The sequence below is a fragment of the Pseudomonas lutea genome (genome assembly GCF_000759445.1).
Lineage (GTDB): Bacteria > Pseudomonadota > Gammaproteobacteria > Pseudomonadales > Pseudomonadaceae > Aquipseudomonas > Aquipseudomonas lutea.
In genome coordinates this window covers 1,282,392-1,295,925 of sequence record NZ_JRMB01000002.1, presented here as the reverse complement: position 1 = coordinate 1,295,925, position 13,534 = coordinate 1,282,392, and the positions used below count along the sequence as shown (strand labels likewise).

The window sequence follows — 13,534 nt, the reverse complement described above, 5'->3', positions numbered from 1 at the left end:
GGGCAGGGTTCGGATCTAACGGATCTCTATAAAGCTATGACAGGGAGGCGTCAGGCGGCGTGTGCAAGCATCACGCAGTCTGATGGGCCTCCCTGCTCGTTTCTGGTCGTTTTTGGATTGAGCATGAGAATTCTGATCGTAGGGCCCAGCTGGGTCGGTGACATGGTGATGGCGCAGACGCTGTTCCAGTGCCTGAAGCAGCGTCACCCGCAGTGCGAAATCGATGTGCTGGCGCCCGAGTGGAGCCGGCCGATTCTCGAACGCATGCCCGAAGTGCGCACCGCCTTGAGCTTCCCGCTCGGCCATGGCGCGCTGGAACTGGCCACGCGCCGGCGCATTGGCAGGTCCTTGAAAGGCCAGTACGACCAGGCGATTCTGCTGCCCAACTCGCTCAAGTCGGCGCTGGTGCCGTTCTTTGCCGGTATTCCCAAGCGCACCGGTTGGCGCGGCGAGTATCGCTACGGCCTGCTCAATGACGTTCGCACCCTCGACAAACAGCGTTACCCGCTGATGATCGAGCGTTTCATGGCCCTGGCCTACGACAAAGGTGCCGAACTGCCACGGCCATATCCACAACCCAGCCTGCAAATCCAGCCGGCCAGCCGTGACGCGGCATTGGCCAAGTTCGGCCTGAGCCTCGACCGCCCGGTGCTGGCGCTGTGTCCGGGCGCCGAGTTCGGTGAGTCCAAACGCTGGCCCTCCGAGCACTACGCCAAGGTTGCTGAAGCGCGCATTCGCGAAGGTTGGCAAGTGTGGCTGTTTGGATCGAAGAATGACCATGCGGTGGGCGAGAGCATCCGTGAGCGGCTGATTCCCGGCCTGCGTGAAGAGTCGGTCAACCTCAGCGGCAGCACTTCTCTGGCCGAAGCCATTGACCTGCTGTCCTGCGCGGACTCCGTTGTGTCCAACGACTCGGGGCTGATGCACGTGGCCGCTGCGCTGAATCGCCCATTGGTGGCGGTGTACGGTTCGACGTCACCCGGCTTCACGCCGCCGCTGGCCGATCAGGTAGAAGTTGTTCGGCTCGGTATCGAATGTAGCCCATGCTTCGACCGCACCTGTCGCTTCGGTCATTACAACTGCTTGCGCTTGCTGGAGCCTGAGTCAGTGCTTCAAGCGCTGGGCCGCATCAGCGGCACGCCGGTCGAGGTTTCCTGACTTGCGGGTATTGCTGATCAAAACTTCCTCGCTGGGCGATGTTATCCACACCTTGCCCGCCTTGACCGATGCGCTTCGCGCGCTGCCCGGCATCCAGTTCGACTGGGTGGTTGAGGAGGGTTTCGCCGAGATACCGACCTGGCACCCGGCGGTTGCCAATGTGATACCCGTCGCGATTCGGCGCTGGCGCAAAAATCTCTGGCAGACCTTCAAAAATGGTGAATGGCGCCAGTTCAAGCAGCGGCTGCGCGACGCGCGCTACGATCTGGTGATCGACGCCCAAGGCCTGCTGAAAAGCGCCTGGCTCACCCGCTACGTCAAAGCGCCGGTCGTCGGGCTGGACAAAACCTCTGCGCGCGAGCCCATGGCCGCTCGTTTCTACGATCGGCCCTACGCTGTTGCTCGTGGCCAGCATGCGGTCGAGCGTTTGCGGCAGTTGTTTGGTCAGGCGCTGGGCTACGCTGTACCGGCCGGGCTGGGTGATTACGGCCTGGATCGCAGCAGGTTGCTGGAGCCGGACAGCGGCTTGCCGTTTGTGTTGTTCTTGCACGGCACGACCTGGGACAGCAAGCACTGGCCGGAGCTGTATTGGCGGCAGCTGGCTGAACGCATGATCGGCCGAGGGCTGGAAGTTCGTCTGCCGTGGGGCAACCCGGCCGAAAAGGCGCGGGCTGAGCGAATTGCCGATGGCCTAGATAACGCCGTGGTGCTGCCCAAGCTCAATCTGGCAGGGGTCGCTCGCGTTCTGGCGGCTGCGCAAGGCTGCGTTGCAGTGGACACCGGGCTCGGCCATCTGGCCGCTGCACTCGATGTACCGACCCTGTCGCTGTTTGGCCCGACCAATCCGGGCCTCACCGGGGCATACGGCAAATCGCAGGTTCATCTGGCAGCCGATTACCCTGCCTGCGCTCCCTGTCTGCAAAAGAAATGCACTTACCGACCGACGCCGGAAGATCAGCGTCAGGTCGACACCGAACGCGAGTGGCCGATGTGCTTCACTCGCCTGAATCCCGAGCGGGTAGCGAACCAGTTAGGCGCGCTATTGCTGGCAAAGGAACATCCCTGATGCAACTGGCATTCGTGCTCTACAAATACTTTCCCTTCGGTGGCCTGCAGCGCGACTTCATGCGCATTGCACTGGAGTGCCAGCAGCGTGGCCATAAGATTCGTGTCTACACCCTGATCTGGGAGGGCGACGTGCCGCCCGGCTTCGAGGTGCTGGTGGCGCCGGTCAAGGCAATCTTCAATCATCGCCGTAACGAAAAACTCACCGACTGGATGAACGCCGACCTGGCCAAGCGCCCTGTGGACAGGCTGATCGGCTTCAACAAGATGCCCGGCCTGGACGTGTACTACGCCGCCGACGGTTGTTACGAAGACAAGGCCCAGAATCTGCGCCATGGCCTGTACAAATACTGGGGCCGCTACCGTCATTTCGCCGACTACGAGCGGGCAGTGTTCGCCAGGGACGCGAAGACCGAAGTCCTGATGATTTCGGAAGTGCAGCAGCCACTGTTCATCAAACACTACGACACGCCGCTTGAGCGCTTTCATCTGCTGCCGCCGGGGATCTCCCAGGACCGCCGGGCCCCGGCCAACGCCGCCGAGATCCGCGCCGAATTCCGTCGCGAGTTCAAGCTGGGCGACGACGATCTGCTGCTTGTGCAGATCGGCTCCGGCTTCAAGACCAAAGGCGTCGATCGCAGCCTTAAGGCGCTGGCGGCCCTGCCTGCCGAACTGAAAAAACGCACGCGGCTGTTTGTAATCGGCCAGGACGACCCCAAGGTATTCCAGCTGCAGAGCTCGACGCTGGGCCTGGGCGAGCACGTCACGTTCATGAAAGGGCGCAGCGACATACCGCGGTTTCTGTTGGGCGCCGACCTGTTGATCCATCCGGCCTACAACGAAAACACCGGCACCGTGCTGCTTGAGGCGCTGGTGGCAGGACTCCCGGTGCTGGTCAGTGCGGTGTGCGGGTATGCCCATTACATCGCCGAGGCCGACAGCGGTCTGGTGCTGGACGAGCCGTTTGAACAGAACCAGCTCAATCAGTACCTGGCGCGCATGCTCAAGGACGACTCAGCGCGCAGCACCTGGAGCCGCAACGGGCTGGCATTCGCCGACACGGCTGACCTTTACAGCATGCCGCAGCACGCTGCGGATGTGATTCTGGCGGAGCACCACGGATGAAACTGATCCTTGCTGAACCCTTCAAGTCCCTCTGGGCCGGGCGCGATGCGTTCGAGGCCGTCGAGGCGCTGGACGGCCAGGTGTATCGCGAACTTGAGAACCGGCGCACGTTGCGCACCGAGGTCGAGGGCCGTGGTTACTTCGTCAAGATCCATCGCGGCATTGGTTGGGGTGAAGTGGCAAAGAACCTGCTGACCGCGAAACTGCCAGTGCTGGGCGCAGGTCAGGAGTGGGAGGCGGTCAATCGACTGCATGAAGTCGGCGTTCCAACCATGACCGCCGTGGCGTACGGTGAGCGGGGGAACAACCCGGCCATGCAGCACTCTTTCATCATCACCGAAGAGCTGGCACCGACCGAAAGCCTGGAAGACGTCAGCCTCAACTGGCGCACCGCGCCCCCCGAGCCGCGCATGAAGCGCGCGTACATCGCCGAAGTGGCGAGGCTGGTCGGGATGATGCATCGCGCCGGGGTCAACCACCGCGACTGCTACATCTGCCATTTTCTGCTGCACACCGACAAACCCGTCACACCCGAGGACTTCAAACTCTCGGTGATCGACCTGCATCGTGCCCAGACCCGTCCGACAATCACCCAGCGCTGGCGTAACAAGGACTTGGCCGCGCTGTATTTCTCGGCGATGGACATCGGCCTGACCCGACGCGACAAGTTGCGTTTTCTCAAGGGCTATTTCCAGCAGCCGCTGCGGCAGATTCTGGCTCAGGAGTCGGCGTTGTTGAGCTGGCTGGAAGGCAAAGCCGAAAAACTCTACCAGCGCAAATTGCGCTACGGGGACGCGCTCTGATGGCGGGCTGGAATCTGGAGCCTGGCTACGCGGCGCTGACGGATGATTTCGGCACGCTCGACGCCGTTTTCGCCCTTAAAGGCGAGCGGCTGACGCGTGACCCGTTGTCGGAAGTCATCCGCGTCGAACGCGGCGGCGTGAATTATTACGTCAAGCGCTACGTCGCAGCGGGCAAAGGCTTGCGGCGGTATCTGGGTCGTCCTCGTGTCAAGTCCGAGTGGCAGAACCTCAAGCGCTTCGCCAAATGGGGTATTCCCACGGCAGAGGTCGTTGCATGGGGGCTGGAGCGCAATGGTGCCGCCTACGACCGTGGCGCATTGATCACCCGTGAACTGCCGCGCACTGAAGACCTGTCCGAACTCGCGCGGCTCAACGACACCCGTCTAGACAGCCGCGCCTGGGTCAACGGCGTCAGTCAGCAGGTGGCGCGTTACACCCGAACCATGCACGACCATCACTTCACGCATAACGATCTGAAGTGGCGCAACTTGCTGGTAGACGATCAATCCACCGTGTTCCTGATCGACTGCCCCAACGGCGCGTTCTGGGTCAGTTTCATGCTGCGCTATCGGATCACCAAGGACCTTGCGTGCCTGGACAAGGTTGCCAAATATCACCTGTCAGCCACCCAGCGTCTGCGTTTCTATCTGCAATACCGTGGGCGTGAACGCTTGAATGATTCAGACAAAAAGCGCATTCGCCACATCGTCAGTTTTTTTGAGGGTCGCGAATGACTGTTTTCATTGCCGAGGCCGACCGGGGTCTGCTCGAACGACACGGCCTGGCAACCTTTGAGGCGCTATGGGACGTACAACTCGATGCGGTCGACGAGCCCAATACCGGTCGTGGTGGCTGGAGCAGTGTGTTTCGCCTGGAGCTGGAAGGCTCCGGCTACTACCTCAAGCGCCAAAGCAACTACCTGACCTACACCCTGCATCATCCCCTTGGCGAGCCGTCATTCTCACGAGAGTTTCGTAATATCAGCCTGTATCAGAAGCTGGGTATACCGGCGCTGCACGCCGTGTTTTATGCCGACAGGAAGGTAGGCGGCGAACACCGTGCCATTCTGATGACCCGCGCGCTGGATGGCTGGACTGATCTGGATACGTTGTTGCAAGACTGGCCTGAGCGAGCGGCCACCGAGCGGTTGGCGATCCTGCAGGCGTGCGGGCAACTGGCGCGCACGCTGCACAAGGCCGGGCAGGTACACGGTTGTTTTTACCCCAAGCACATATTCATGAAGGCGCGTGGCGGGGCGTACATGGCGCAACTGATTGACCTGGAAAAGACGCGCAAGTCCATCTTCGGTCAGCGCGACCGGGTCAAGGACATCGAGCCTTTGCTGCGTCGCGCACCGGTCTGGAGCGAGGCCGACATCCGCGAGCTGCTGGCGGCGTACGTGCAGGCTCCTGCCGACAGCGGGCTGGTTGACGCGTGGTGGCAACGGGTCGCCAAACGGGGCAGCCACAAGCGGCGGGATCGGTAGGCATCGCTTGGCGTGCCTGATTGATCACTGTCCTGAGCAAACCTGTGGGAGCCGGCTTGCTGGCGAATGCGGCTTTTTGGGTTACGCATATATAAGACGGTGAGTGGCGATCGCCAGCCCGCTGGCTCCTGCAGCACACTAATTGCCGCTCAGATCTGCGGTCTGGATCCGGGCTTGATAAAAGAGGGCGCCGATGCGTTTGTCTGAACTGAAAAACGCCGGCCGCACTCCGGCACTGCCAATGAGCATTGCCCTGGAGGATGCGGCGGGTCCTGCCGAGCTTCAGTTGCTCAGCCTGCTGCGCGTGCTGCCGGGTCAGCGTTATGTTGGTGCTGGCATTTGGCGCGGGCGCACGGTGTTGGCCAAGTTGCTGGTTGGGTCGAAAGCCCCTCGACACTTTCAGCGTGAACGCGACGGCGTGCAGGCATTGGCGAAACAGCGTTTGCCAACCCCATTGCTGCTGGCTGACGGTCTGCAGGAAGGTGAGGGCGGCTGGTTGCTGTTCGAATTTCTGGATCAAGCCCAGAGCCTGGGCGATGCCTGGAAATCCGTAGAGAGCCTGCCCCCATTGGCCGCTGAACAACAGTCGGTGCTCGGCGATGCCTTGGCCGCCGTGGGCCAGATGCACGCCAAAGGCCTTTGGCAAGAGGACCTGCATCTGGACAACCTGCTGCGTCAGGGCTCGACGTTGTATTTGATCGACGGCGCGGGCATTCGCGTCGAGGAAGCGGGCAAGCCGTTGTCCCGGCAAAAGGTGCTGGAGAACCTTGGCGTCTTCTTTGCCCAGTTGCCGAAGTCGCTGGAGCCTTTCACCGAGGAATTATTGGTCTATTACCTGCTGAGCAACGGCGAGCACGGCTTGCCGGTCGAGGCGCTGCAAAAGCAGATCGACAAGGTGCGCAGTTGGCGGTTGCGCGATTACCTGATCAAGATCGGCCGTGAATGCAGCCTGTTCAGTGTCGAAGACGGGCCGTTCGCCTTGCGCGCCATTCGCCGTGAGGAGGTGGCCACGATGCTCCCGATTCTGGAGCGGGCGGACGGGCTGGTCGATGGCGGTCATCTGTACAAAACAGGTGGTGCGGCCAGCGTCGCCAAGGTAGACGTCGCCGGCCGCGAGTTGGTGATCAAGCGTTATAACATCAAGAACCTTGCGCACTGGCTCAAGCGCTTCTGGCGGCCGTCCCGTGCGTGGCATTCATGGCGAGAAGGCAATCGGCTGGAGTTTCTCGGCATTGCCACACCCAAGCCTCTGGCGCTCCTTGAGAGACGTTTCCTGTGGCTGCGTCGCGAGGCGTACCTGGTGACCGAATACTTGCCCGGGCCTGACGTCATTGAACGCTTTGCGCCTTTTGTAGCGTCAGGCAATGCGCCCGAAGCCGAGCTACAGGCGCTGGATGTGCTGTTTGCACAGTTGATTCGCGAACGCATCAGCCACGGCGATCTGAAGGGTCATAACGTCTTCTGGCACGAGGATCGCTGGTCGCTCATCGATCTGGATGCGATGTGTCAGCACAGCTCCCACGCCTCTTTCGCCGCCGCTTTTGCCAAGGACCGCGCGCGCTTCATGCGCAACTGGCCGGCCGACAGCGCGCTGCACCAGGTGCTGGAGCAGCGCATTCCGACGCTTTCAAAAACCCAGGACTGACCCGTCAGCCTACGTGCTTGAGGTTCATCTCTCCCAGCGCTTCGATCAAGGCTTCAAGGCCGTTGAACCGTTGGCGATGAACCTGCGGCCAGCCTTCGCGCTCCACATAAACCTTGCCCGCAGGGTCATATCGCACGGGTGTTTCCTTGAGCGTCAAATCCCTTGCCCGGTGAATGACGGTCGGCTGTAACGGATTGGACGCGTCGACGAGGAACATGCCCGGGTTGTGCAGCCTGGCCTCCACCGGAATCGCCAGCTGGGGTCGCGCAGGCAATTCGATCTGGATACGGAAATCATTCTTCACCGCTACCCGCTCCTGTCCTATGCCGCCAAGCACCAGCTCGCCCGGATCGATCGTGATGCCTTGACCCTGTCCCGGGGCCACATCCACTACCCGCACGCCAATGCCTCGTTCCAGTTCGGCAATCCCGGGCACGCTGTTTTTGAACGTATTGGCATGGGATTCACCCACCAGCGCAATCCATTTGTGTGAACCCATGACCTGTTGATGCCTGCGCATCGTGCGTGAGGCAAAGTAGCTCAGCACTTGCTGGCGGGTGGTGTCGGAATTGGTCGGCACGTGGCGAATGTAATAACTGGCGGCGCAATCCACGGCGCGGATCTCAATGCCATGCCGCCTGGCCTGAACCACCAGGTTCTCAAATGAATAGACGCCCGAGGGGTCAGTGCCGAAGCCTTTGTCCAGGTGCTTGAGGTCGTGCAGCAGGCGCTTGCTCATCGCTCCGGTGTCGGCGAAGCGGTCAAGGTCGGTCTGGTGGATGTCGGTCAGTAAGTGCTCCATGTACAGCGTCTTCACGTCCTGCCGGGCGAGATGTTCCATGTGGTCGAGAATGAAGCGCTTGCTGGCTATCGCCGAATGCGTTTCACCGACCACCAGCCCCGAGGTGTTTTCGTACAGCTCTTCGATCACCATGCTCAGTGGCGTCTCGGCTTTGACCTGAGGAAGGATCACCCGCTCCGGCAGCGCCGTCGTGAGTACAGAGCGGGCGTCTATCTGCAGCTCTTTGGCGATTGTGAAGAACGCGTCCCGGACCTCCAGCAGATGGCTTTCGACAAAAAAGTAATCCGGGTTCAGGCCACGATGGCGGAAATGGGCCAAGTCATGAAAGACCGTCCTCATGTGCACCGGCAACTGATAGTGGCTGTCGATCAATGATTGCTGGATCGCACCCAGCGGGTATTCATCGACCCAGGACGCCGCATCGGCACGGGTCCAGTGCCCGCCCGGGTTCAGGTCGAAACCGTGATCACCGACATAGGGGTTTGTGTCGTTGCGGGAAGGGGAAACGAACGCGCGGCGTTGGGGGTCGATCCCCCACTGCGAGTTTGGACGCCCTTCAAGTAAGAGCTGCAGCGCTCCGTCCAGTGAGGTGTTTGACGGGCTGACCTGCGCAGCGGCACCGGCGGCTTCGCTGAGGGTCGGGTTGCCGACCTGAGCGATGAAGTCGGCGCGGGATGCGGCACGGTTCACGGTATCGGTGTCGGCAGCAATCCGGATGGGTCCGCCCCGTGCGCCGTCTTCAACGCGCAGGCTCAATACGCCTTGCAACTCACTGATCCCGGGCTGCCGATGCCGGGTATTGGCGAGCCGGTGGTCAAGCAGCGCAATCCAGCGTCTGGAGGGATGCGCCTGGACGTCCTGGCTGATGATCTTGTTGCCGAAAAACACGGCCATCTTTTGCGTCGCCAGCGAGTCGTTCAGCGCAGAAGCCACTTCGTTGTCGGCATAGTCATAACTGACGGATGAGCTGAAGGGCCGCACTTCGATGCCATGGCGGTGAGCGGTTTTGATCAAGTGGTAATAGTCATGTTTGTCGCTGCCGTTTTTCAGCGCGCCGTCGTTCACTGTGTCGAGGTGATGTTTGATCATGTGCGAGCCGCTGCGTGTCCGGTTACCCAACGCCCTGTACTTCTGCAGTTTGTGAAGGTGTTGGTCGGTCTCCAGGTGCTCGATGTACAACACCTCAACCTTCTGCTCGGCCAGCGAAGACATGTTGTCGATCAGCATCTGTTTGCTGGCGACAGAGGTAGGGGCCTCGCCAATCACCAGCCCGTTGGATGTTTCCAGAGCGACCTTGAAGAAGTCCGGCACCGTGATGCCTTCTTCCAGCACGGGCAACGCAGGCTTGCCGGGGAGCCACGGTTGCTCGAAAAACATCCTGGCATCGCGATACAGATTTTCGCGCAACGCCTTATAGGTCGAGCGCCCCGTCTTGAACACCGCGTCGAAAAACTCCCGAAGCCCAAACGGTCCCTCCTCGAAGCGCTCAGCCTGGCGGGGGCTGACGATGCCAAAGATATAACGCTGCAGCGATTCCGGCATCTCGTAATCGCTAATGTCACCCACTGCGGTTGTGGGGCCCGCGGGCGTCTCGCCCAAGCGGTGAAATGCGGGCAGGACGCCGCCTTTTAGCCGGGCAGGCTCAAGCAGTTGCCATTGCCGCTGGCTATCAAGGCGAACCGGTTGCCTGCCGAAAAAAGCGAACGGGTTGCGCGGGTCGATGATCTGCCAGGTGCTCAGCCCTGGGTCGTACTGCACCTGGAATATCTGGCCATGCAAAGAGACGTAGCAGTTTCCACGCAGGACCTTGACCCCACGACCGTGTTCGCTGGCGTGGACTACGGCTTCTTTCAGCGAAACATTGACTGCGTAACCGCTGGGCAGGTGAGCGACGTCGTTGCCTGGAACCGGCGGGGTGTCTTGCTGCAACGCGTGCCATATGCCGCTCGCATCCGTGCGCGCGTAGTGGCCGGTAGGCTGAAGCGTCTCCGGAAGCAGCGCCTGAGTTCGGTAAAGCGGGACGTGGCGGTTGCCCGAGGGTTGCCCCGCCCAGAACAAGGTGTTCTCCACCACGACGGGCCGCAGCGTTTCATCGGTGGGCTGGGGAATGGAACGCACGCGCCGACCCGCTTTTCCCGGCCCGGCCAGTTCTTTCAGCACGCCGCCGAGCCCTTTGATCCCGCTGTGAAGATCGCCCGCCGCGCCCGCCGCATTGAGCCAGACGCTGAGCACATGAACGCTGGCGGCAGCGTGATCCCGCTCGCTCAGTGCGCTCAAGGCCCGATAGCCGTCAACGCCGGCGATGAGCATGCCGACTGCGAAACTGGCCGGCGGGAAGGGCAGGGTCACGGCAGTGGCGATGAGCTCGAAGCCGCCCCACAATTGCCGCGCGAGCATGTCGGCGCGACCCTTTTCGGTGTCCTGAACATCCCGAATTCTGCGCTCGATCACTTGGTTAAAGCACACGTCGTACAGATCACGAAACGGCTCCCTTGGCAGTGAGGGCTTGCGGCCTTTGCCGTGTTTCAAATCAGCGAACGCGAACGCCAGCGGCATGCCGGCTTTTAGTCGCGCCCGGCTCAGGTAGTAGTCGCCCATGCCCTCGCTCAGCAACGTGTTGGAGAACGCCGTCAGAGGGCGAAACGCGCGGCCATCCGGGGCCTGCGGTGTATACAGCAACACCTGATCCAGGGTTTTTGCTTCGGGCGGCCGCAGCAGAAAGCAGCCGTGGATAATTTCTGCCGGGACGCCGGTGATTCCCGCCTGCACATTCACGCGTAGCGGATAAACCGGGTAGCGCAGCCGCTCCGCCGGGCTCTTGTGATGCATATTGAGGACAGAGCCGGTCAGCCAATCCAGCTGCGATGCGTCGATGTGCCCTTCGAGAAAACTGCGCAGCGCATCCGCGCGCATTTGCAGTTGAGTCAACAGCAGGCTGTGCCGGCGGCTCCAGGCGTAGCCTTCGTTGGTGGGGTCCAGGAGTTGCCCTCGAATCATCGCGATGTACTGATCGGCCACCCACTGACCGCGAACCGATGCGGCGACGTTCTCCGGGCTTAGCGGCGAGAGATCCACTCCTTCCGGGCCGTAGAAGCTGGCCGTCGTATCGGCAGACGCGTTGAGAAGGCCAATCGAATCGTCGTAACCGTCGCGCAGCAGCTGTGTGTACGAAAGAGTTTCCCGCGGCGTGCGAACAATGATTCGGTCCGGGTCGACGGTTCCGGGAGCCACCCCCAGCAGCTGACTGAGCTGTTGGCGAGCGGTCTGGTGCATATAACTATTGAAGTCGATCGCCTGGGTGCGCGCGGCGGATGTGTAAAGGTCTGCGGCGCCGACAAGCGCGTCCTCCGCCGCCACCATTTGCTGGCGCTGTTCAGGACTGGCACGCAGAAACCAGTGCGGCGTGTGTTGCTGTTGCTCTGAAAGCGTCACCTTGACCCGCGCAGACACCAACGCACGCAAACCGGTGCTGTAATCCGCAAGGGTGGTGAAGCTGAGCCAGTCCGGGATAGGTGCGGGCTTTTCGCTCAGATTCTGCAGCTGGTGTTTCAGCGTGTCTCTTCTCTCGGCGCTTATTTGGTTCAACAAGAACCCGGTCAGTTCAGCCGACGCGCTCCAGCTCACCAGTTCGACCAGCAACTGACGGTCATTCTCGAATCGCTGAAAATTCCGGGCGCGGGGGCTGTCCGGCGTAAACATCAGCAACCCGTCCGGCTGCCCCGCTGCATCAAGTTTGCGCAACACCAATACGCTGCCGAGGGTGTCACGCCCATTGAGTTTGATGTGCTGAACGGCAACGTGGGGAGAGGCGGGTGCGGTGGTGTGTGGGTCAAGCGATTCGATCATCAGCAGATCGGCGGGCTGAATGTACCCCTGCAGCTCTGCGCCACGGGCTTGCGCCACCAACTGGAGATGCATTGCTTCGCACATCATGCGCTGGGTGACCGGCGAGCCGAGCGCCTCACGTTGCGCAGGGCCGAAGCGGGCGCGCAGGTCCTGCTCACTAATGACGTCGGCCAGATAGGAGGGTGTCAGGCCGGCAAGCTCCGGCTCCAGCGGCTCGCCGGCATAGGTGATCCGGGTGCGCGCCTGAAAGGCAGAGTCCTGCCCGGTGTCGCCGGGGTGCAGTCCGTACAGCGCCAGCTGCGTCAGCGAACGGCTGACCGTATAGGGTTGTTCTGTAAGTGGCAGCGCGCGTTCGGTGGTTATCAGCACATCATCGGGGTCAATGTCCTGGCCCAGATCGTTGGCCAATCGCGCGCGCAAATGGCTCCGTGCGAATTGTTCAGCGCAGGCCGCGCTGCCCATGACACTCGTCAGCGCACTGCGCGCCTGTTCGTAGGCCATCAGACCGGCAACGTAGCGCTCGCGCTGTTCTTCACTGGCCATTTCCAGCCAGGCGGGCTGGGCACGGCGCCGCTCTCGCAGAAACCGGCGATCTTGCGCAGCGGCGACGACAGCTTCCGGCCCCCAGGACTTTGGCTGACGGAGGCGGTCTTCAAGGCGTGCCGCGAGGACTTCAGGCGAGAGATTATCGCCGGTCTCAAGCAGCTCATCAATTTCAACGCGTTGCTTCGCCAGCAACTGATCCAGAGCGTGCTCATAGGGTGAGCCCTTGACGGGCCTCAATTGAAAATCAGCGGGGCTGATGGGCTCCGGGAATATGTCGCCGCCTGCGCCGATTTCAAGCCAGGCCTGACGCGTGCTTTCGTGCATCAAGCGCAAAAGAGGAAGGCGTAATACAGGATGGTTGATGCGCCGCGCCAGCGCTTGCAACAGCGCTTCGTGCGAGACGAAGCCTTCAACCGACTGGCCAGGCAGGCAGAGCAACGTCTGGCCCGCCTGAGCAGTCGCAATAATGGCACCCGCAAGCTCAATGCAGGTGTGTGGATCAACCTGCAATTCAAGCGCGCTGAACACCACGTGCTCTTGTGCGTCCATGCCAGGCAGGCACCTTGAGTACTCGCGGTGCAACTCGCCCTCTTCGATGTTGAGCAATACGTCATCGCGCAGGGTGAGCTCCAGGCCGGTCACGAAGAGCTCGCGTCGCGAAATATCGCGCGCGCTTACCGCTTCCCAAAACCTCGAGTTGGCCAGGTGCAGCGGCGCGGACCGCGTGATGCGCTGAGTATCGGCGCTGGCGTCAAGCGAGGTGGCTGTGTCAGGGAGGTGCAGACATTCGGCGTCGAGTACCGCTGCCAGCGTGGTCAGCCGGTCAAGTGCCGGTGAGTGGGTTGAAAGTGTTTCCATGGCGTACAGCATCCTGAATGATCGATGCGCGCAGGGCGCGCAAGGGCCGGGCGATGAGCCCGATGGTTCGTCGAGCCACAAATCAATCAGAAGGCTGAAACGTGTGGTGCTACATAGTTAACGCACAAGGCGAGGATCAAACGTGTAGGCGCGGCCAATGGCTGTGACGGACTTCATTCCCTGCGACCCATTCCAAAGCC

At 61.4% G+C, this 13,534-nt stretch carries 8 protein-coding genes; 7 read left to right on the top strand and 1 reads right to left on the bottom strand.

What is annotated here, in order from left to right; translation table 11 throughout:
• Positions 1-123 precede the first annotated feature (123 nt).
• From waaF to LT42_RS17975, 7 genes are all read left to right on the top strand, one after another.
• The gene (waaF, locus tag LT42_RS18005) at positions 124-1,158 is read left to right on the top strand and encodes a lipopolysaccharide heptosyltransferase II (RefSeq protein ID WP_037015899.1); all 1,035 of its coding nucleotides are present in this window, start codon (positions 124-126) and stop codon (positions 1,156-1,158) included.
• A gap of 1 nt (position 1,159) precedes the next feature.
• Positions 1,160-2,224 (top strand): lipopolysaccharide heptosyltransferase I, encoded by a 1,065-nt coding sequence (waaC, locus tag LT42_RS18000; protein ID WP_037015898.1) that lies wholly within the window; start codon positions 1,160-1,162, stop codon positions 2,222-2,224.
• Complete coding sequence (locus LT42_RS17995; protein WP_037015896.1) at positions 2,224-3,348, top strand: glycosyltransferase family 4 protein; 1,125 nt, start codon at positions 2,224-2,226, stop codon at positions 3,346-3,348. Before waaC ends, LT42_RS17995 begins: the two co-directional genes overlap by 1 nt.
• A complete protein-coding gene (gene rfaP / locus LT42_RS17990) occupies positions 3,345-4,151 on the top strand; it encodes a lipopolysaccharide core heptose(I) kinase RfaP (protein WP_037015895.1) in 807 nt (268 codons plus the stop codon). The genes LT42_RS17995 and rfaP overlap by 4 nt, the downstream gene beginning before the upstream one ends.
• Positions 4,151-4,885, top strand: coding sequence for a lipopolysaccharide kinase InaA family protein (locus tag LT42_RS17985; RefSeq protein WP_037015894.1), 735 nt, complete (start codon positions 4,151-4,153; stop codon positions 4,883-4,885). The genes rfaP and LT42_RS17985 overlap by 1 nt, the downstream gene beginning before the upstream one ends.
• On the top strand, positions 4,882-5,637 hold the full coding sequence (locus LT42_RS17980; protein WP_037015891.1) for a lipopolysaccharide kinase InaA family protein: 756 nt from the start codon (positions 4,882-4,884) through the stop codon (positions 5,635-5,637). Before LT42_RS17985 ends, LT42_RS17980 begins: the two co-directional genes overlap by 4 nt.
• A 193-nt stretch (positions 5,638-5,830) precedes the next feature.
• Complete coding sequence (locus LT42_RS17975) at positions 5,831-7,282, top strand: lipopolysaccharide kinase InaA family protein (RefSeq protein ID WP_037015889.1); 1,452 nt, start codon at positions 5,831-5,833, stop codon at positions 7,280-7,282.
• Between the two features lie 4 nt (positions 7,283-7,286).
• Here the strand turns inward: LT42_RS17975 and LT42_RS17970 are convergent, their stop codons facing one another.
• Positions 7,287-13,334, bottom strand: coding sequence for a membrane-targeted effector domain-containing toxin (locus LT42_RS17970; RefSeq protein ID WP_052075325.1), 6,048 nt, complete (start codon positions 13,332-13,334; stop codon positions 7,287-7,289).
• Positions 13,335-13,534: the final 200 nt, after the last annotated feature.